Origin of the sequence: Glutamicibacter sp. BW77 (assembly GCF_002332285.1) — a bacterium.
GTDB classification, from domain to species: Bacteria; Actinomycetota; Actinomycetes; order Actinomycetales; family Micrococcaceae; genus Glutamicibacter; species Glutamicibacter bergerei.
Map to the genome: position 1 here is coordinate 158,173 of NZ_NRGT01000075.1, position 19,005 is coordinate 177,177.

Genomic DNA, 19,005 nt, shown 5'->3' on the forward strand with positions numbered 1-19,005 from the left:
TTCCGTAGCCACCGCCTTTTTGTTACCAACCGGGCTAGTACTAGTCCTGCCAGTTAGCGTAGGTGGTGTCTTCCTTCTCCACCAACGTCAGCACGTCGTAAGTTGCGACGATCTCATCGTTTTGATTATGCAAGATGGCATCCCAAGCGACCTCACCGTACGCGTCGGTGACGCGCGGGGTGATCTTCTTCGCGGTCAAGGTCACTCGTACCGAGTCTCCGGCGGCTACCGGCGTGATGAAGCGCAGGTTTTCCAACCCGTAGTTCGCCAGTACGGGTCCCGGAGCTGGCTCCACGAACAGTCCTGCTGCCCAAGAAACTAGCAGGTAGCCGTGAGCTACGGTTCCCGGGAAGAACGGGTTGGCTTCAGCAGCCTTTGGATTTACGTGTGCGTAGAACGTGTCACCGGTTTCGTTGGCGAATGCAGTGATCTCCTGTTGATTTACCTGACGTAGATCCGAGGCTAGACCGTCACCGATTTTCAGTTCGGCCAGTGACTTACGGAACGGGTGTACGTTACCTGGCTGAGCGCCAAATTTTTCGCTGCCCGCAAGCTGCTGAGCGGCACCGGTGTGCCAGACGCCGGTCAGTGCGGTGAGCATATTTGGTGAGCCCTGCACGGCGGTACGCTGCATGTGGTGCTTTACCGAGCGGATACCGCCCAGTTCCTCGCCGCCACCTGCACGGCCCGGACCACCATGAACCAGGTGTGGAACCGGTGAGCCGTGACCGGTGGTGCTGCCTGCGGTTTCACGGTTCAGAATGTGCACACGCCCGTGATGAGCGGCAATACCAAGGGTCAGAGTGCGCATGGCTGCTGGATCGTTAGTGCAGACCGTAGCAACCAGCGAGCCAGCTCCCATAGCTGCCAATTCAATGGCTTCATCCACCGAGTCGTAGCCAACGACCGAGCAGACCGGCCCAAAGGCTTCACGCGAATGCAAGATCGGATTGCGTGAATCGGCCCAACGCAAGACCAACGGCGACATGAAGGCGCCGCCTGCGGCCAGTGCGTCACGCTCCGGTGCTACGCGAACTACTGGTGCGTCCAAATTACCGAAGCCTAGCTCGCCACCGGCATCAATCATGTCCTGTACCGCAGCACGCACATCGTGCATCTGCTCCACCGAGGCGAGTGCGCCCATGGTGACGCCCTCAACGCGCGGATCTCCGAGCACTACTCGCTCTTCGATACGTTTGCCAACGGCTGCAATCACCGCATCTACCTGTGCGGCAGGGACAATGTTGCGACGAATCGCAGTACATTTCTGTCCGGCCTTTGAGGTCATTTCTGTGACTACAACCTTGACGAAGGCGTCAAACTCTGCGGTGCCTTCTACCGCGTCTGGTCCCAGGATTGCGGCGTTCAGCGAGTCGGTTTCGGCGCTGAAACGTACACCTCCGTCAATCACATTCGGGTGTGACTTCAAGCGGCTGGCAGTAGCGGCCGAACCGGTGAAAGAGAACATGTCGCGGTAGTCCAGGTGATCCATCAGGTCTCGGGCAGAGCCGGAAATCAGCTGCAAGGATCCTTCAGGCAGGATGCCGGACTCGATGATCATGCGCACGGCAACTTCGGTCAGGTAGCCGGTGGGTGTTGCTGGTTTCACGATGGTTGGCACACCAGCGATGAAGGCCGGAGCAAACTTTTCAAGCATTCCCCAGACCGGGAAGTTGAACGCGTTAACCTGCACGACCACGCCTGAAATGGCGGTGTAAATATGTGAGCCGAGGAAGGAACCATCCTTGCTCAGTGGTTCAGCGGTACCGTCAATGATGACATTGCTGTTGGGAAGTTCGCGGCGGCCCTTTGAAGAGAAGGTGAAGAGCACACCGATGCCACCATCGATATCGACCATTGAGTCAATTTTCGTGGCGCCGGTCTTATAGGAGACCTCGTAGAGGTCTTTACGACGCTCGTTGAGGTACATGGCCAGCTCTTTGAGCTTCAAGGCACGCTCATGTAGCGAAAGGCTGGACAGTTCACGCTGTCCTACGCCACGGCCGTATGCCACGGCTGCCGCGATATCTAGTTTTCCACCGGTGACGATGGTGATGAGCTCACCGGTGTTGGCATCGAGAACCTCGGTGCCTCCGGCTGCTTCGGGGGTCTGCCATTGCCCGGCAATGAAACTTGGGACCACACCAATCTGGGATGTCGACATCGACACAATTCCTTCCTGAACGATCGGTCAGTATTACCATTAACAGTAACAGCACCGCGTGATCGAAGACACTCAGGAGACGAAACAATGACAAAAGAGTCAACAAACAACCCAGTACTAGAGCCATGGATCATCGAGCTTGGCTCACTAGATCAGAAGATGGGAGTTGAAATCCTCGAAGAATCCGTGCAGAAAGTTGTAGCGCGCATGCCGGTAGCGGGAAACACCCAGTCCTTCGGCCTGTTGCATGGCGGCGCTTCGCTGGCGGTCGGCGAAGCGGTAGGTTCATGGGCCGCTGTGAAGTATGCCTCAACCTTCGGCAAGGTAGTGGTCGGCGTGGACGTTAATGCCACCCATCACCGCTCGGCCACCGAAGGTTATATTTTTATTACCGCCACGCCGATTAAATTGGGTCGGCGCATGACAAGTCACGACGTGGTGATCACCGATGAGCAAGAACGTAGAATCTGCACTATGCGGATCACCAATCTAGTGATTGACAAGCCAAAGCACTAAGTCAACTTTAGCTCTTTGACCAGACTCCAAGTTCGTTGCCACTGGGGTCTGCAAAGTGCAATCGGCGTCCACCGGGAAACTCATAGGGCCCCTGCACAATGCGGCCGCCAGCTACGGAGATCGCCTGCTTGGTGACATCTAGATCCTTGGAGTACAGCAGGACCAGCGGTCCCCCGGCGGGCCGTGGCTGTTCGGCGAGCGCTAGTCCGCCAACTTCCTCGCCGTCGATGGTGGAAGAGAGAATTCCTGCGTAGTTGGGGCCATAATCTTTGAAGGACCAACCGAATGCTCGCGTATAAAAAGCCTTGGCCACTTCCATGTCAGTGACGGTCAGCTCGATGTAGTTGAACGCATGGTGTAGTAGATGAGTGCTCATGCCGCGAGCATACAACGCCCGTGAGTAACTGTCACGGCTTTGGTTGCCGGACCAAATTTTGTAGTTGATCTAGGTCTTCGCTTTGCATGCCGCAGGAGGATAAGAAATCTCTAGCGCTGCCCAACCACTGTAGGAACTCTTGTAGCCCCTGCGCCCGCTCGGCGATGTTGCGACGCAGTTCAGGTTCGTTTTGGTACGACTCATAGGGGTGTTTTCTAGGGGATACGCGGTGCCATTCATTGATGCCGCGTACCGCCAGCTCATCATGCGCCACGATGTCTTCGCGGCGGCCCGCTAGGTCCAGGAGCAGCGTTGCGATAAGTCCTGAACGGTCTCGTCCGGCGGAGCAATGAATGACCGTACCGTGTTCTGCTGTTTCGCTCAGCGCCTCGAAGACCGCGCGCAGCTGATCCCCAAATTCTTCACACACAAGCCGGTACATGTTGGTGTGGTTCATATACGGTACCGCAACCGAAGCAAAGCGCTCATTGTCCGAGGTTTCCAAGGGCAGCTCTAAAACCTGCACTCCTTCGACACCTTCATGGTCCAGCACCGGATCATGTTCACGGCGCTTGATTTCCCCGGGATTGCGCAGGTCAATGACGCGAGCTATTCCATCCCCGCGCATTTGTTGCCAGCCCAGGTCCGTGAGCCATTCATGACGTCCCATGCGGTAGAACGCCCCGGTAATCCAGCGCGCATTAACTGCGCCCTCCCAAAACATATCGTTTGGCAGTGGACGATATTCAGGAACAGATCTCATAGAACCCATTGCATCACAGAGAATCGGTACTGTAGAGTCCAAGTCATTGGTAAATGCCAATTAGTCTACGAGAAGGAGGGGTAACAATGAGTGCTTTGTCCCCAATCAAGCAAACACCCCTACTTTTCAAGGACTTAACGTGTCTTCATACTCCGCAGAGTTCGCCAATCTAGACGACTCACAATCCTACGTTCGCACACGGCGCTCACCGCGCGTTTGGAACGAATCCACCATCGATGATTTAGGCTCCGAGCAACGCTATTCCAGCTGGCCCTTTATCGAAAAACTTGCCCGTGGCCCGCAACCCTACCCAGCTTGGATCATTGAGGATGCGGCGGCCATTGATACCGAGCTAGGCGTTCTCAAAACCGGCAAGGAAGGCGATGTCTTCCTTGTTGAACGAGCCACCACTCAACGCAGCGTACTTCTTGCAGCTAAACGCTATCGACGCCGCGAGCAACTTCAATTTAGTCGCTCGCAGTCTTATACCGAAGGGCGTGCCGCACGGCGCTCGCGCGATAACCGCGCCGTCAGCAACAATTCTCTCTACGGGCGTGAAGTTGCCGCGCTGCAGTGGGCTAACGCCGAATGGTCATATTTACGCCGGTGCCATCAAGCAGGCATCCCGGTCCCCTACCCGGTACAAATCGACGGGACCGAAATCCTCATGGAATTCATCGAAGATCCGCTGAACCCCTCGGCCGCCGCACCACGGCTACAACAACTGGCCCGCCACGACCCAAGGCTGGCCACCCTATGGGATCAACTGGCAGAGACCATGGAGAAGTTTGTGACATTGGGACTAACCCATGGAGACTTCTCGGCCTATAACTTACTTGTCGCCGGCGAGCGCCTAGTAGTTATCGACGTGCCGCAGTGCGTTGATTTGGCAGGCAATCCGCAAGGCTTGGATTACCTCCATCGCGACTGCGTAAACATGTGCGAATGGTTTACCGCCAAAGGCCTGCCGAGAGACGCCGATTCACTGTTCACCTCGTTATTGGCGAGCATGTTCGCCTAATTTTGCCCGTTAACGCAGGATCCGCCCCATTGCTCGCCGAGCTTCGGGACGGATTTTGCGGCGCTCCAGCCGCCCAGCGTTAGGACTTAGCCCAGGTTGGAAGCACCGAACGCTTCCACGTGGCGTTGATGACGGCGGCGGCCGAACCGTACCAAGCTAGGAATGCGGTCAGCAGACCCAACCAACCACCAAGTGCATGAATTGCGTGGACTCCGCTGAAGGCGCCAATCGACAGGGCGAAGAAGGTCAAGGTGACCACAACGAACACTGAAATCAGCACGCCATTGGTGCGCAGCGATGCAATGGTCATGTACACGCTGAAGATTGCCCACGCCAACAAGAACGCGCCAAGACCTACAGAACCGGCAGCTTCGGCGACCGTTGGGTTGGTTTCCAACCACCAGAAGCCCAACCAGAAGGCTCCGTAGGAGGTAAAGGCCGTCGCGCCAAAGACATTGCCCTTGATAAATTCAATGATGCCGGCCAATATCTGGGCGATACCACCGTAGAACAATGCCAAGGTGAGAACCACGGAACCTGCTTCAGGTAGAATTCCCGCATTGGCAAGACTCAAAACGAAGGTAGTCAAAGCAAAAGCGCCAAGTCCCAACGCTGCCGGATCTGCCATGATGTCTTTCGCTGGACTTACGACAGGGATTGCTTCGGGAACCGGCGAGTTCGCTGGTCGTGTCAGTGTTGCAGTCATGCGTGGCACTCCGTTGTGTTGTCCTGATCATTACTCTTACCTCGACCCGTGACCCACGTCACGAACCCTTAGCCTGTATCCTAAAATGAGGGTGGTGCGGCTCACTACCACCTAAAGGAGGTAGTCGGTGATGACCGGAAATGCACACGAGATTGCACTACTTGAACGCACCTTGACCACCTCTGGTCTGCCGTGGGCATGGTTGTCGGCTTGATCCTGCTGGTGGCCTTGCGCTTCGGCCCCTTCCTCTTCAACTCCGGCTTCTTGACCGCCACCCCGGAAGTCTGGGTGATGTATTTCGCTGACGCCGCCATTTTCGCTTCCTTCGTCATGATTGCGCGCGGCGTTCGCGAAGGCTGGCTGCTGCTGGCTGTGGCAGCTATCGCGGACCTGGTGGTGTACTTCTTGATTTCGCCAATGCTGGGCATGCTTGGCCTCTACGTCTTCATCGCCCTGGCCGCCGCGTACGGCTACTTCCTGTGGCGCGGTCTTCCTGCCCAGGCTGCCGAGCCGGTGCAGGTCGAGCTGGACGAGGAAGGCCTGGCCTTGCAAAAAGCCAAGCAGGCAACCTTGGACAAGCTGAATGCCAAAACCGAAAAGTAGCTGAACCTAGAATGATCCCGCCCCAGTGTGAACTGGGGCGGGATCATTTTTTTGTGGCTACTTGCGCCAGCTGTCGTTCAGGTTCAGGGAACCGTCCGCATTCACGGTCGCGACGCGGTTGGCCCCTGATTCCCACGTGGCATTGCCGCTCTGGTCGTACTTGACGTACTTGTATTCGAACTGCGTTCCTGCCGGAAGGTCCACCGTTCCGCTCCAGCTCGGGTAGCTGGCAGCTGATAGCTGTGGCGCCTTGGCCAGATCCCAGCTGCCTAGTTCCGGCTGGTTGCCGACGATGCGGATGTTCTGCCCCATGACGGTTTGGGCGGTGACCGCGACGCTGACATCAGCGGTGTCCTCGACCGGATCCGGCGTTCCTGATCCGCCATCGGATACGCCACCGATGTGCAGGGCCAAGGCACCGTAGGCAGGCAGTGTCGCGGTGAACTTGCCGTCGGCGCCCACAGTGATGGTCTTCGAGCAATCGCCTCCGGACACCACGTCACAATAGGTGCCCTCGGCCAGCGAGCTGGTGTATTCGCGGGTGGTTGCCGCCGAGGTGTTGTTGATGGCTACGAAGCCCTTATCGCCGCGGCCGTATGCGATCTGGTTGCCGCCATCGTCCCACCAATTGCTGACAGCCGCGTCGCCGACGGCGTTGTTGAAGCCCACCATTCCGGTGATTTCATCTTGCCGCTGTTCGCAGGTCCAGGCGGAGGAGTCGCAGTCGGCATTGGGTACCGATGCGTCACTGACGCCCGGAGCGCCTGCATCCTTGTCGGTGAACTCGTATCCGGAATACACGGTGGGTGACCCGTAGGGCCAGGACAGCATGAAAACATTGCCCAGCAGGTACTTGGCGCCCCACTTGTAGTTCATGGATTCGCCGTTGCGTTCGGTGTCGTGGTTGGCGACAAAAACCCCGGCCCGGTCACTGGTGAGCTTGCCGTCGCCGATGAAGCGCAAGTTGGCGATTTGCGCGTCGAAATCATGATGGAGCTGTCGTGCGTAGTCGAATTCGTGCGAGTCGCCGCTGCCGAGGTACTCGCTTTCCTGGATCGGTTCACCCGACGCCCCGATCACCTCGTGCACCCAGTACACGCCGGGGTTCTTCATCTTGGATTTGATGCCTTCGAGGTCCGTTGCGGGCATGTGCTTCGAGGCATCGATGCGGAATCCGGATACCCCAAGCGAGACGAGGTCATCGAGATAGTCGGCGATGTTTTGCTGGACGTAGCTGCTGGAGGTTTTCAGATCCTGCAAGCCCACGAGGCGGCAGTGCTGCACTTGCCAGCGGTCGGCATAGTTGTCGATGTTGGTGTGGCAATCGTTGAAGTCCTGGGCCGAATACTCTGGGAAGTTGCCATCGGAGAAAGCCGAGCCTGCGGTTCCAGTACCGGACTGCCCGGCTCCGGTCATGTGATTGACCACGGCGTCTGCGATCACTTTCACGCCTGCGTCGTTGCAGCTTTTGACCATGGCGGAGAATTCCTCGCGGTTGCCCAGTTTCGAGTCCACCTTGTAGCTCACCGGCTGGTACGAGGTCCACCATTCAGTGCCGCGCAGGTGCTCAGCTGGAGGCGAGACCTGGACGTAGCCATATCCTGCTGGGCCGATGCTGGACTCGCATTCCTGGGCTACCGAATTCCAGTTCCATTGGAACAGGTTGAGGATGACATCCTTGCCGTCGTTGGATGGGGTGGCGGCTTGGGCGGGTGCTGCGAACAACGGTGCGGCGAGCAGGGCGAGCGAGGCGCCGAGTGCTGCCACCGGCTTCACCGTCCTGGCTCCGTGCCGGCGTTGTGTTGATTTGGCGCGTGATGGCAAAAGTTCCACAGAAAAACTCCTTATATTGTGATGATCGGGCTGCGATAGCTCGACGCGACAGCGTCGGGATCGCTCAACCACACGTTCCCCATCAACGCGTGACCTGTCACACAACTGTAAGCGTTTTCTTAGCTCTCTCCAATAAGTAAATTCCTGTAAATACATTAAACCCGCGAAACTGTCCACGTAAATTGCCCTAAAATTTTTTCACTCCGCGTCAAATCTTGCCAAAATTGGAAACGCTTTCATAGATATCCGGCAAAGCTGTCCTGGCTCCGAGCACGCAAAAGGGTGGATGCCGTGGTTGACGGCATCCACCCTTGCTGAAGTTGCGTTTTAGCCTTCGAAGTTGGCGTAGGTGAGGTTTTCTTTCTCCACCAAGGTCAAGACATCGTAGGTCGCGACAATCTCATCATTCTGGTTGTGCAAGATCGCATCCCATGCGACCTCGCCATATTCATCGGTGACTCGCGGCGTGATTTTCTTGGCCGTCAGGGTCACGCGGATTGAATCTCCGGCAGCCACCGGGGTGATGAAGCGCAGGGATTCCAATCCGTAGTTGGCTAACACTGGCCCCGGCGCTGGCTCTACGAAGAGGCCGGCAGCCCACGACACGAGCAGGTACCCGTGGGCGACGATTCCCGGGAAGAACGGGTTCGCTTCGGCTGCCTTTGCATCGGTGTGGGCGTAGAAGGTGTCGCCAGTTTTCTTGGCGAATTCGCTGATCTCTTCAAGGTTCACTACGCGCAGATCAGAGGCGAAGCCATCGCCTACTTGCAGCTCGGCCAGCGACTTGCGGAACGGGTGCGTGTATTGCTCCTGGCCGCCAAACGCTATCGCTCCCGCGACCACCTTCAATTCAGCCGTTCGCAAGCTTATAGCGATGGCAGGTCTGCCCGGCGCTCGCGCGATAATCGAGCCATCAGCAACAATTCCGCCTACGGCCGGGACATCGCCGCTTTGCAGTGGGCCAACGCGGAATGGACCTACCTCTTGCGCTGTTACGAAGCCGGCATTTCGGTGCCGTATCCGGTACAGATTGACGGCACCGAAATCCTCATGGAATTCATTGCCGACCCGGACAATTCGCTGGCGGCAGCACCCCGCCTGCAACAGCTTGCGCGCTTTGATTCACGGCTTCCCGCACTATGGGATCAACTCACTGACGCCCTTGAGAAGTTCGCTGGATTGGGCATTGCCCATGGCGACCTGTCCGCCTACAACCTCCTGGTTTCCGGCGAGCGCCTAGTGGTCATCGATGTTCCGCAGTGCGTGGATTTGGCGGGCAATCCGCAAGGCATGGACTTCTTGCACCGCGACTGCGTCAATTTGTGCGAGTGGTTTGATTCCAAGGGACTGTCACATGATCCAGATGAGTTCTTTGCTTCACTGCTAGGACATCTCTTCTAGGATCCAGAGGGACAATGGCCTCCGCCAGTCATTCCTGACCGGCGGAGGCCATTGTCGCTGAAGGTTATATGGCGGGTTTCCTACCAGCTGTAGAAGCCTTGGCCGCTCTTGCGCCCCAGCTTGCCCTCGGCCACCATATCCCTGAGGATCTGTGGTGGTGCAAACCGATCCCCCAACGTCTCATGCAGGTATTCGGCGATACCTAGGCGCACATCCAGGCCGACAATGTCGGTGGTCTTCAAGGGACCAGTAGGGTGCTTGTAGCCAAGCACCATCGCGTTATCGATATCCTCGGCACTGGCCACACCTTCTTCAACCATGCGCATTGCTTCTAAGGCGATAGCCACACCTAAACGTGAGGACGCGAAGCCTGGGGCATCATTGACCACCACTGCGGTTTTGCCCAGGGACTGAACCCAACCGCGCGCTGCCGTTTCCAGAGCCGCGTCGGTTTGTTTGCCGATAACAACCTCGATAAGTGTCGAGGCCGGTACCGGGTTGAAGAAGTGCAGACCAATGAAGTTTGCTGGGCGCTGCAGATTTTCGGCGAGTCCCGACACAGACAACGAAGAAGTATTCGACGCAAGAATGGCCTGTGGGCTAAGCACCGCTTCTACCGCTTGCAAGGAAGAAATCTTCAGATCCCAGATTTCGGGAACCGCTTCAACTACTAATCCGGCCGCCGCAAAATCGGCGTACTCGGTACTGGTAGCAAACCGTGCCAGCAATACCTCACGGGTCTCTGATACCCCGCCGCGAGCCAACGACTTATCTACCGACTGCGCGACGCGCTCATAAGCGGCCTGCGCCGAAGGCTGATCACGTTCAACCACCGTGACCTTGGCTCCGCTGATCAAGAACGCGTGGGCAATACCCGCGCCCATGCGCCCGCCACCGAGCACTCCAACGTGCTCTGGCAAATTATTTGGGATCACATCATTGCTCATGTGCTTACTTCTTCTTTCGGTCAAGGAACGATTGCATCCGGTCAAATTTTGCTTGGGACTCAAAGAGCATGCCCTGCGCGAGCGTGTCGATGACCGGGTGAACTTCACGTGGAGAGTGGAAGACCGCCTTGGTAATCCGTACCGCCAAGGGATCTTGTGCACCGATCCGGTCGGCTAGTGCATCCACCGCCGTGTCCAGCTCTGCTGCGTCGTGTAGCTCGGTAATCAGTCCTACGGCTAAGCATTCGCTGCCGGTAAGTACCTTGCCTGCTAGCAGGATCTCCTTGGCCACTGGCTCGCCAACTAGTTCCTTCAACCGCCAGGTTGCTCCGGCCGCGGCCATAATACCCAGGTTAGTTTCCGGGTTGCCCATGCGTAGTGCCTCGGTACCCAAACGGAAGTCTGCGGCGTAAGCCAGCTCGGCTCCCCCACCTAGTGCGTACCCATCGAGGGCGGCGATCACCGGCATGGGCAGCTTTGCGATCCGGTCAAAGATCGAGGAGTTGATCCCGGCCAGTGCATCATCGCGACGGCGTTCACGCAATTGCGCGATATCTGCACCAGAGGCAAAGATTCCCTTGGAACCTTTCGGTTTGTCCTTGGTTGGAGCTTGCCCTGGGGTTCCAGCCAAGATGAGAATCTTAGGAACACGCTCCAGATAGCTACATACCGCGTGTAGCTCATCGACCATCTGCTGGTCGATGGCGTTGCGCACCTCTGGGCGGTGGAGTCTAACCCAGAGCCGGTCACTGCTTTCTGAAATCTTCAGGGTACTAAAGTCACTAGCATTCATGGTCATGGGTTAGACACCCTCGATCAGCAGTGCGGTTCCCTGGCCGACACCGACGCACATCGTGGCGACACCGAGCTTGCGCTGGGCACCGGTCAGTTCGCGTTCCATTCGGCCAAGCAAGGTGATCACAATACGCGAACCACTAGAGCCCAGCGGGTGACCCAGTGCAATCGCTCCACCGTCACGGTTCACAATCTCAGGATTCACCCCAAGTTCGCTCATACTTGCCAAGGACTGTGAGGAGAAGGCCTCGTTGATTTCCATGGCGCCGATATCCCCGATGGACAGGCCGGCACGGTCAAGCACCTTGTTGGTGGAAGGAACCGGGCCCATACCCATGATTTCTTGGGCCAGGCCAGCTGCCTGTCCGTCAATAATGCGGGCGCGGGGCTTCAGGCCAAAACGTTCGATGGCACGTTCGGAGACAACGAGGATTGCCGAGGCGCCGTCGTTGAGTGTGGAGGCGTTTCCAGCGGTCACCACTGTTCCACCCTTGACCACTGGGCGCAGCGCGGAAAGTACGTCCATGCTGGTGCCGGGGCGTGGCCCTTCGTCGGTGTCCACCACAGTTTCACCCTTGCGGGTTTTGACGGTCACCGCAACGATTTCGTCCTTAAAGCGTCCGGCTTCGATGGCATTGATGGCCTTCGTGTGGGACTGCACGGCGAATTCGTCTGCCGCTTCACGGGAGATGTTGTAAACGCGGGCAACTTCCTCGGCGGTTTCCGACATCGAGAAGGTGGCCTTACCGTCGCGGGATAATTCACCGGAGAGGAAACTTGGGTTGTTGAAGCGCCAGCCGATGGAAGTGTCGAATACCGCACCGGGCTTAGCGAACGCCTTGTCAGGCTTCTCCATAACCCAGGGGGCACGGGACATAGATTCCACACCGCCTGCCACAACGATGTCTGCGGCACCGGATTTGACCATGTGACTGGCCATCGTAATAGCACTCATGCCTGAGGCACAGAGTCGGTTCACGGTGATCCCTGGAACGCTGTCGGGGAATCCGGCAAGCAGCCAGCCCATGCGGGCCACGTTGCGATTTTCTTCGCCTGCACCATTGGCGTTGCCAAAGATCACTTCGTCAACCATGGCCGGATCAATGCCGGCATCTTCGATGAGCTGGCGGATGGTGAGGGCGGCCAGATCATCGGGCCGAACCCCGCTCAACGCTCCACCGTAACGACCAACCGGGGTGCGTTTTCCGCCCACCAAGAATGCTTCAGCCATGATTACTCCTTCGTACTCCGGGTTCAGTTCTGGCATCTCTTTCGCGCCAAACGTACCCGGAAAGCTATCCGTACTGGCGCAGTGACACCCACCACGCTAACTTACCGACCATTCGTTCACTAATAGAATCACAGAAATGTTCGCTCAGCGTCAAGAAAGCTACGTCGGTAATGGCCTAAATTGCTCACTTCAAAGCTTTTTCTGCTTCCTATAAATATCCACTGCGGGTAGATATCCATGTCAGGAGGTTGAATCTCGAATGACACTAACGTAATCTTTGGTAACTGACCGACTCTGGGGGAAATTCCAGATCGTGGACCGTCACCAAGGCCATGTAGTTCGGAAGGCTTTGGGCATCTGGTCGACGGAAAGCTGAAGAGTTACGGAGCACTCATGCCACCGGGAAACAGCAACCAAAACAGTAATCAATCTACCGATCATTTCACTCCTGATCTCAGTCACGATATCGGCCCCGATATGACCACCGCCGATGGACGAAGAGAAGTGCGTAAAGCCACCGCAGCCTCGGCCATGGGTAATATGACCGAATGGTTCGACTATGGCGTTTACGCCGTGGCGGTCACCTATATCACCGCACACTTCTTCCCCACCGAGGGTGGAACGCTCATGGCTCTGGCCACGTTTGCGCTTTCCTTCCTCGTTCGCCCGCTAGGCGGGCTAGTCTGGGGTCCACTGGGCGACAAGCTCGGACGTAAGAAGATCCTGGCACTGACAATCATCATGATGTCGCTGGCAACATTCCTCATCGGTGTGCTGCCAACGTATGCATCTATTGGCGTTGTCGCTCCGGTGCTACTGATCTTGCTTCGCATGGTCCAGGGTTTCTCCACCGGTGGCGAGTACGGTGGCGCAGCCACCTTTATGGCCGAGTATGCCCCGGATAAAAAGCGTGGCTTCTTTGGCTCATTCCTTGAATTTGGCACCTTGGGCGGTTTCGCCCTCGGTACCGCGGTGATGCTGTTCTTGCAGGTGATTCTCGGCGAGCAAGCGATGATGGACTTCGGCTGGCGTATTCCATTCTTCCTCGCACTTCCAATGGGCCTCATTGGCCTCTACCTACGTAGCAAACTCGAGGACACTCCGGTGTTCCAGGAGATGGAAGCAGCCGGAGAAACTCAAGAAGGTGGAACGCTCAAGCAGCTCATCGTTGACTACTGGCGCCCCATGCTGGTGATGAGTGGCTTGGTGATCGCGTTGAACGTCGTGAACTACACGTTGCTCAGCTATATGCCCACCTACCTGGAAACGCAGATCGGTTTGGCCCCAAGTGCTTCTCTGGCCACCATCCTCATCGGTGAGGTGGCGATGATGGCGGTGATCCCGTTTGCCGGTTCGCTCTCGGATAAGGTCGGCCGAAAACCCATGTGGTACACCTCGGTGATTGGGCTCTTTGTCTTCGCACTGCCAATGTTCTGGCTGATGGGCCAAAGCTTTTTGTGGGCGATTGTTGGCTTCGCCGTCCTCGGTTTGTTGTACATTCCGCAGTTGGCAACGATTACCGCGACCTTCCCAGCGATGTTCCCATCCCACGTACGTTTCGCCGGGTTCGCCATCACCTACAACGTGTCCACGGCGATCTTCGGTGGTACCGCGGCCATTGTGAACGAGGCGGCAATTGATGCTTCCGGGTTCCTGCTCTTCCCGGCGGTTTACATGATGATCGCCTGTGTGATCGGTTTCATCGCGATCCGTTTCATGCCGGAAACCGCTGGTGCTTCCTTGCGCGGCACCGACATTCCAGATGCTCTGGATACCGGTATTCTGGCCACCGTCTCGGCGGATGAAAAGACTACCGAGCAAAAGTAAGCAACACCGACACAAAATTAGGGGCTTGGTTTCCGCCATCGCTGGCGGGACCCAAGCCCCTAGCTTTATCTGCCGAAGAGTAGATCCTAGAAATCAACCGGGCCGTTGGCTTTCTTGCCAACAAATTTCCATCCAATAAACAACAGGATCGCAAACACCGGGATGGCCGCAATGGTGTAAAGCCCGATAGGGAAGACCTCGCCGTCGTCACCGGTCAAGGTGTCAAAGGCAATCAGCGCGGTAATGATCACCAAGGACACCAGACCAATCCATCCGGTCACCGGTGCACCAGGCATGGGTAGTTTTGAGATCTTTCCCTTTTTCTTACGTAGCATCAGCTGACAGGCGAAAATCGTCGCCCAGGTAAACAGCACCCCGATTGATGCGGTGTTCAGAGCCAGGTCGAAGGCGAAAGTGCCACCAAGCCAGACGTTAAGCACCACACCGAACAGGTAGATCACGCCTACGGTGAGAATTCCTGTGGACGGGACAAAACGTTTGTTCATCTTGGATAACCACTGTGGTGCGTGACCGTTGCCGCTCATGGTGCGCAAGATTCGACCAATAGAATACAGCCCCGAATTACATGAGGATAGTGCAGCGGTGATCACCACGAGGTTCATCACCGAACCAATCCAGCCTAGGCCCATCTTGTCGAATACCGTCACGAACGGGCTGCCCCCAGCCTCATATTCGTTCCACGGCAAGACCATCGCGAGCAAGCTGACGCTACCGATGTAGAAAACGAGAATTCTAAAGACCACCGCGCGAATTGCCGAAGGCACCTCTTTCTCCGGATTTTCCATCTCTCCGGCGGCAATACCCACCAGTTCAATGGCGTTGTAGGCGAAGATCACCGAGTTCAGCACCAGGATGGAAACGAAGAAACCACGCGGGAACATGCCGCCCTCGCCGTTTTCATTACCAATAAAAAGATTAGAGACCGAGGCGGTGTGCTCCCCCACCTGCGCATTGGTCACCACCATGTAGGTGCCTACGGCGAGGAACAACAAGATCGCGGTGACCTTGATAAAAGCTGCCCAAAATTCGAATTCTGCAAAGGCTTTGGCGCTGAACAGGTTAATTGCCACCAGCATTGCCAGCGCACATATTGCCGAAACTTCCACCGGAAGCTGTGGGAAAAAGTATTGGAAGTACAGCCCGATCGCGACCAGCTCCGCGATTCCGGTCATCACCCAGTTCAGCACGTACATCCAACCCGAAATAAAGGCACCCTTGGGACCAAAAAGTTCCCCGGCGTAAGACACAAAGGAACCAGAGGTTTGCCGGTACATGATCAGCTCGCCTAAGGCGCGCATCAGCAGGTAGGCGATAGCACCAGCTAAGGCGTAGGAGAAGATCAGTGCAGGCCCGGTAGACGCAAGTCGTCCGCCAGAGCCCATAAACAGGCCCACCCCGATAGCTCCGCCAATGGCAATCATTTGCACATGTCGGCGGCCCAGAGTTTTCTTATAACCTTCGGAACTAATCTCAGCGTTTTTTGTGCCCTGCTGGTGCTGGCTTGACGACACTTAACTACACTCCTGAAAATAGGACCTTCACTTGCCAGCTACTACACGTTGGCGGAAGGCACGGGGCAAATTTACTCCCATCTGACCGCAAAGCACCAATCATTGAGGTGAGAGATCATTGCTCAATATCGCCGGATGCGGACGCCTACGCTAAGTTCCGTGAGCGTTGGACTAGCATTTAGAGGGTGAGTAGCCAAAATAATTCAGTCCTGCCCGAAAAGGTCTCCGACATTTTTGATCCCGTGCGTTGGCGCGTTGTCGAAGGGTTCGATTTCACCGACATCACCTACCACCGTCAGGTTCAACGTGATGAAGCCGGAACGATTGTCCGTGACCTGCCGACGGTACGTATTGCCTTTGACCGCCCAGAGGTACGCAATGCTTTCCGTCCGCACACTGTAGATGAGCTTTACCGTGCAATGGATCATGCACGCATGACCAGTAACGTGGCTACGGTCTTGCTCACCGGTAACGGACCTTCCCCGAAGGACGGTGGACACGCGTTCTGCTCTGGCGGAGATCAGCGTATCCGTGGTCGTGACGGCTACCGTTACGCTGAAGGTGAGACCGGCGAATCCATTGATCCAGCCCGTGCCGGACGTCTGCACATCTTAGAAGTCCAACGCCTGATGCGCACCATGCCAAAGGTCGTAGTGTGTGTGGTCAATGGGTGGGCAGCCGGTGGCGGACACTCCTTGCACGTGGTCTCTGACCTGAGCATCGCGTCCACTGAGCATGGAAAATTCAAGCAGACCGATGCAACGGTTGGTTCATTTGATGCCGGCTACGGCTCGGCCTTACTAGCCCGCCAGGTGGGTCAGAAGACCGCCCGCGAGATTTTCTTCCTGGCCCGCGAATACTCGGCAGATGACATGGTGCGCATGGGCGCGGTGAACGAGTCAGTTCCACACGAGCGACTGGAAGAAGTGGCGCTGGAATACGCAGCCGATATTGCCAAGCAGTCCCCGCAGGCCATCCGAATGCTGAAGTTTGCGTTTAACCTCGCCGATGACGGACTGGCCGGTCAGCAGGTCTTTGCTGGAGAAGCTACCCGCATGGCCTATATGACCGACGAAGCGGTGGAAGGCCGCGACGCGTTCTTAGCTAAGCGCGACCCAGACTGGTCCAACCACCCGTACTACTTCTAAGCCAAGGAGAAGTTCTTCGTATGCTGGCACCCCACCATGTCCTGTTGCAATCTTTGGCCGCTAACGCCAATGACTCCGGGCCCGCAATAGAAGTGTTCGCGGATCCCGCGTCAGCTGATGGCGTGCAGATCAAACATCTGCGTGACGAAGACCTACCGGGCTTTGCACAGACCATGGTGGTGGTCCGCACCTCCGGGTCAACCGGCCGGGCTAAGCGCACGGTGCTGAGCCTGACAGCCATGGCAGCTAGCGCTCAAGCCACCGCCGAATATCTAGGGTTCGAGGGGCAATGGCTGCTGGCTTTACCGGTGCACTACGTGGCCGGGCTCAGCGTGCTCACCCGTTCGCTGTTCGCCGGCACCAACCCGGTGAGTATGGACCTATCCGGTAGCTTCTCCGCGGAGAAATTCGTGGACGCGGCCGAACAAATGGTGGAGAGCCGCCGGCTGACCTCGCTGGTTCCCACCCAATTGGCGCGGTTGCTCGACAACCCAGAGCCACGCACGGTGGCGGCGTTGAAACGATTTGATGCGATTCTGCTTGGCGGGGCGCGTGCCAGCAAAGACCTGCTCCAGAATTCACGTCATCTAGGTTTGAAAATTTTCCAAACCTACGGCTCTTCAGAGACCTCCGGCGGTTTGGTGTACAACGGCACCGCGCTTCCAGGGGTCAAGCTTGCCGAACGTGAAGGCAGGATTATGGTCTCCGGCCCAATGCTTGCCGATGGTTATGCAAATAATCCCGAAGCTACTGCCGAGCACTTTATCCTTCATGAGGGGTCGCGTTGGTATCTGACCGATGATCTAGGCACCGTGCGTGGAAATCGTTTAGAAATTGCAGGGCGTATCGACGATGTGATTAATACCGGCGGCGTCAAACTTTCCGCAGGGAAGATTGAGGGGCTGCTAGATGAGTTCTTCACGCAGAGCCTGATCCTGCCGGTCCCCGACGCGCAATGGGGTCAAAGTGTAGGTTTGGCCTATTCAGGCCCCACAAATACGGCAGAAGCATTCGACGCTGTGCGCCAAACTATTGGTTCAGCTGCGGTACCCAAATATGTACAGCACTACCCGGCGGGGCTTCCCCAATTGCCTAACGGGAAATTTGATCGGCGTAAAATTCTGGCTGCACTGCTCGCCACACACTGATCCGATTCGCCTTGCCCGTGGTTTCGCGGGAAACTAGAGGGTACGAGTTTTTTATCCACGCCGAAAGGAACGAGAAGTGGCAACGCTTTCCCAATGGGTCGCTGGCGCGCGCCTGCGCACCCTACCCATCGTTATTGCCCCGGTAGTCATCGGCACCGCGGCTGCAGTGGGTCAGACTGGCCAAGTCTCCTGGTTCCGTTTTGTGCTCGCCCTCTTAGTAGGGCTGCTGCTCCAAGTCGGCGTGAACTACTCTAATGACTACTCAGATGGAATCCGCGGGACCGATGATGAACGCGTCGGTCCGGTGCGTTTGACCGGTTCCAAGCTAGCCACTCCCACACAGGTACGAAATGCCGCTTTTGGGTGCTTCGGGCTCGCCGCGATCTTCGGCCTGCTGCTAGTAATACTTTCCTCAACTTGGCCACTGCTCTTAGTCGGTGTGGCCGCGATTTTCGCCGCATGGGGTTACACCGGAGGGAAGAACCCTTACGGTTACCGTGGCTGGGGCGACGTGTACGTGTTCATTTTCTTTGGTCTGGTTGCCACGTTGGGAACCACTTATACCCAAAGTGGTCAGCTCACGTTCGCGGCACTGCTCGGTGCCATCGGCACCGGCTTTATTGGCTGTGCCTTGCTCATGGCAAATAACGTTCGAGATATTCCCACCGATAGTGAGGTTGGAAAAATCACGCTGGCGGTGCGTCTAGGCGAGCAGCTGGCTCGCCTGAGCTATGTGCTGATGCTCAGTGTCGCCATCGTCCTGCCACTGCTATTGACCGGATCTAATCCGTGGATGTGGCTGATCCTGCTGACCTTCGTTCCGGCCGCGGCACCGAGCTGGGTGATGCTTCGCGAGCAGTCGCTACCGAAGCTGGTTGTGGTGCTCAAACAGACCGGCATCGTCAACGTGGTTTATGCCGTGCTCTTTACCTTAGCCATCGTGCTGAACACCTGGCTATAACGAAGAAGCCTTCCAATTTTGAATTTGGAAGGC

At 56.8% G+C, this 19,005-nt stretch carries 17 protein-coding genes and 1 pseudogene; 8 read left to right on the forward strand and 10 right to left on the reverse strand.

Going from position 1 to position 19,005, the window contains the following annotated elements; translation table 11 throughout:
- Nucleotides 1-40 precede the first annotated feature (40 nt).
- Nucleotides 41-2,164: a phenylacetic acid degradation bifunctional protein PaaZ gene (paaZ, locus tag CIK74_RS14965; RefSeq protein WP_096256994.1), complete on the reverse strand. Its 2,124-nt coding sequence runs from the start codon at nucleotides 2,162-2,164 to the stop codon at nucleotides 41-43.
- Between the two features lie 87 nt (nucleotides 2,165-2,251).
- Here paaZ and CIK74_RS14970 point away from each other — a divergent pair, with 87 nt between their 5' ends.
- On the forward strand, nucleotides 2,252-2,680 hold the full coding sequence (locus CIK74_RS14970) for a hotdog fold thioesterase (RefSeq protein ID WP_096256995.1): 429 nt from the start codon (nucleotides 2,252-2,254) through the stop codon (nucleotides 2,678-2,680).
- Between the two features lie 7 nt (nucleotides 2,681-2,687).
- On the opposite strand, the gene CIK74_RS14975 is transcribed toward CIK74_RS14970, so the two are convergent.
- On the reverse strand, nucleotides 2,688-3,056 hold the full coding sequence (locus tag CIK74_RS14975; RefSeq protein ID WP_096256996.1) for a VOC family protein: 369 nt from the start codon (nucleotides 3,054-3,056) through the stop codon (nucleotides 2,688-2,690).
- A gap of 31 nt (nucleotides 3,057-3,087) precedes the next feature.
- The gene (locus CIK74_RS14980; RefSeq protein ID WP_170947904.1) at nucleotides 3,088-3,819 is read right to left on the reverse strand and encodes a tyrosine-protein phosphatase; all 732 of its coding nucleotides are present in this window, start codon (nucleotides 3,817-3,819) and stop codon (nucleotides 3,088-3,090) included.
- A 139-nt stretch (nucleotides 3,820-3,958) separates the two neighbouring features.
- On the opposite strand from CIK74_RS14980, the gene CIK74_RS14985 reads away from it, so the two are divergent.
- Nucleotides 3,959-4,840, forward strand: coding sequence for an RIO1 family regulatory kinase/ATPase (locus tag CIK74_RS14985; protein WP_096256998.1), 882 nt, complete (start codon nucleotides 3,959-3,961; stop codon nucleotides 4,838-4,840).
- 79 nt (nucleotides 4,841-4,919) lie between these two features.
- On the opposite strand, the gene CIK74_RS14990 is transcribed toward CIK74_RS14985, so the two are convergent.
- Nucleotides 4,920-5,546 (reverse strand): GPR1/FUN34/YaaH family transporter, encoded by a 627-nt coding sequence (locus CIK74_RS14990; RefSeq protein ID WP_096256999.1) that lies wholly within the window; start codon nucleotides 5,544-5,546, stop codon nucleotides 4,920-4,922.
- Nucleotides 5,547-5,744: 198 nt separating this feature from the next.
- On the opposite strand from CIK74_RS14990, the gene CIK74_RS14995 reads away from it, so the two are divergent.
- Nucleotides 5,745-6,149, forward strand: a complete 405-nt coding sequence (locus CIK74_RS14995; protein ID WP_096257000.1) for a nicotinamide mononucleotide transporter — start codon at nucleotides 5,745-5,747, stop codon at nucleotides 6,147-6,149.
- A 57-nt stretch (nucleotides 6,150-6,206) separates the two neighbouring features.
- Here CIK74_RS14995 and CIK74_RS15000 read toward each other — a convergent pair whose 3' ends face one another.
- Together CIK74_RS15000 and CIK74_RS15005 are read right to left on the reverse strand one after the other, a co-directional pair.
- Entirely contained in the window at nucleotides 6,207-7,982 is a 1,776-nt protein-coding gene (locus CIK74_RS15000) for a carbohydrate-binding module family 20 domain-containing protein (protein WP_240520558.1), read from the reverse strand.
- Between the two features lie 327 nt (nucleotides 7,983-8,309).
- A pseudogene (locus CIK74_RS15005) lies at nucleotides 8,310-8,783 on the reverse strand (MaoC/PaaZ C-terminal domain-containing protein); the annotation flags it as partial.
- Between CIK74_RS15005 and CIK74_RS15010 the strand changes: the two are divergent.
- On the forward strand, nucleotides 8,778-9,383 hold the full coding sequence (locus tag CIK74_RS15010) for an RIO1 family regulatory kinase/ATPase (protein ID WP_240520559.1): 606 nt from the start codon (nucleotides 8,778-8,780) through the stop codon (nucleotides 9,381-9,383). The pseudogene CIK74_RS15005 and the gene CIK74_RS15010 overlap by 6 nt on opposite strands.
- A gap of 80 nt (nucleotides 9,384-9,463) precedes the next feature.
- Here CIK74_RS15010 and CIK74_RS15015 read toward each other — a convergent pair whose 3' ends face one another.
- The 3 genes from CIK74_RS15015 to CIK74_RS15025 are packed head-to-tail and all read right to left on the reverse strand — an operon-like array spanning nucleotide 9,464 to nucleotide 12,356.
- On the reverse strand, nucleotides 9,464-10,330 hold the full coding sequence (locus CIK74_RS15015; RefSeq protein WP_096257001.1) for a 3-hydroxyacyl-CoA dehydrogenase family protein: 867 nt from the start codon (nucleotides 10,328-10,330) through the stop codon (nucleotides 9,464-9,466).
- A gap of 4 nt (nucleotides 10,331-10,334) precedes the next feature.
- Nucleotides 10,335-11,129 carry an enoyl-CoA hydratase/isomerase family protein gene (locus CIK74_RS15020; protein WP_096257002.1) on the reverse strand — a complete coding sequence of 265 codons (795 nt, stop codon included), beginning with the start codon at nucleotides 11,127-11,129 and terminating at the stop codon, nucleotides 10,335-10,337.
- A 3-nt stretch (nucleotides 11,130-11,132) separates the two neighbouring features.
- Nucleotides 11,133-12,356 (reverse strand): thiolase family protein, encoded by a 1,224-nt coding sequence (locus CIK74_RS15025; RefSeq protein WP_096257085.1) that lies wholly within the window; start codon nucleotides 12,354-12,356, stop codon nucleotides 11,133-11,135.
- 477 nt (nucleotides 12,357-12,833) lie between these two features.
- On the opposite strand from CIK74_RS15025, the gene CIK74_RS15030 reads away from it, so the two are divergent.
- A complete protein-coding gene (locus tag CIK74_RS15030; RefSeq protein ID WP_229677080.1) occupies nucleotides 12,834-14,183 on the forward strand; it encodes an MFS transporter in 1,350 nt (449 codons plus the stop codon).
- Between the two features lie 86 nt (nucleotides 14,184-14,269).
- On the opposite strand, the gene CIK74_RS15035 is transcribed toward CIK74_RS15030, so the two are convergent.
- Nucleotides 14,270-15,715, reverse strand: coding sequence for an amino acid permease (locus CIK74_RS15035; protein WP_240520560.1), 1,446 nt, complete (start codon nucleotides 15,713-15,715; stop codon nucleotides 14,270-14,272).
- A gap of 185 nt (nucleotides 15,716-15,900) precedes the next feature.
- Here CIK74_RS15035 and CIK74_RS15040 point away from each other — a divergent pair, with 185 nt between their 5' ends.
- The 3 genes from CIK74_RS15040 (at nucleotide 15,901) to CIK74_RS15050 (ending at nucleotide 18,972) form a co-directional block, all read left to right on the forward strand.
- Nucleotides 15,901-16,863: a 1,4-dihydroxy-2-naphthoyl-CoA synthase gene (locus tag CIK74_RS15040; protein WP_096257004.1), complete on the forward strand. Its 963-nt coding sequence runs from the start codon at nucleotides 15,901-15,903 to the stop codon at nucleotides 16,861-16,863.
- Nucleotides 16,864-16,883: 20 nt separating this feature from the next.
- Entirely contained in the window at nucleotides 16,884-18,011 is a 1,128-nt protein-coding gene (locus CIK74_RS15045; RefSeq protein ID WP_096257005.1) for an AMP-binding protein, read from the forward strand.
- 76 nt (nucleotides 18,012-18,087) lie between these two features.
- Nucleotides 18,088-18,972, forward strand: coding sequence for a 1,4-dihydroxy-2-naphthoate polyprenyltransferase (locus CIK74_RS15050; RefSeq protein WP_096257006.1), 885 nt, complete (start codon nucleotides 18,088-18,090; stop codon nucleotides 18,970-18,972).
- The last annotated feature ends 33 nt before the right edge of the window (nucleotides 18,973-19,005 follow it).

Coding starts and splice junctions, on each gene's coding strand:
- paaZ (WP_096256994.1), bottom strand. CDS start 2,164: ATGTCGACATCCCAGATTGGTGTGGTCCCAAGTTTCATTGCCGGGCAA.
- CIK74_RS14970 (WP_096256995.1), top strand. CDS start 2,252: ATGACAAAAGAGTCAACAAACAACCCAGTACTAGAGCCATGGATCATC.
- CIK74_RS14975 (WP_096256996.1), bottom strand. CDS start 3,056: ATGAGCACTCATCTACTACACCATGCGTTCAACTACATCGAGCTGACC.
- CIK74_RS14980 (WP_170947904.1), bottom strand. CDS start 3,819: ATGAGATCTGTTCCTGAATATCGTCCACTGCCAAACGATATGTTTTGG.
- CIK74_RS14990 (WP_096256999.1), bottom strand. CDS start 5,546: ATGACTGCAACACTGACACGACCAGCGAACTCGCCGGTTCCCGAAGCA.
- CIK74_RS14995 (WP_096257000.1), top strand. CDS start 5,745: ATGGTTGTCGGCTTGATCCTGCTGGTGGCCTTGCGCTTCGGCCCCTTC.
- CIK74_RS15015 (WP_096257001.1), bottom strand. CDS start 10,330: ATGAGCAATGATGTGATCCCAAATAATTTGCCAGAGCACGTTGGAGTG.
- CIK74_RS15020 (WP_096257002.1), bottom strand. CDS start 11,129: ATGACCATGAATGCTAGTGACTTTAGTACCCTGAAGATTTCAGAAAGC.
- CIK74_RS15025 (WP_096257085.1), bottom strand. CDS start 12,356: ATGGCTGAAGCATTCTTGGTGGGCGGAAAACGCACCCCGGTTGGTCGT.
- CIK74_RS15030 (WP_229677080.1), top strand. CDS start 12,834: ATGACCACCGCCGATGGACGAAGAGAAGTGCGTAAAGCCACCGCAGCC.
- CIK74_RS15045 (WP_096257005.1), top strand. CDS start 16,884: ATGCTGGCACCCCACCATGTCCTGTTGCAATCTTTGGCCGCTAACGCC.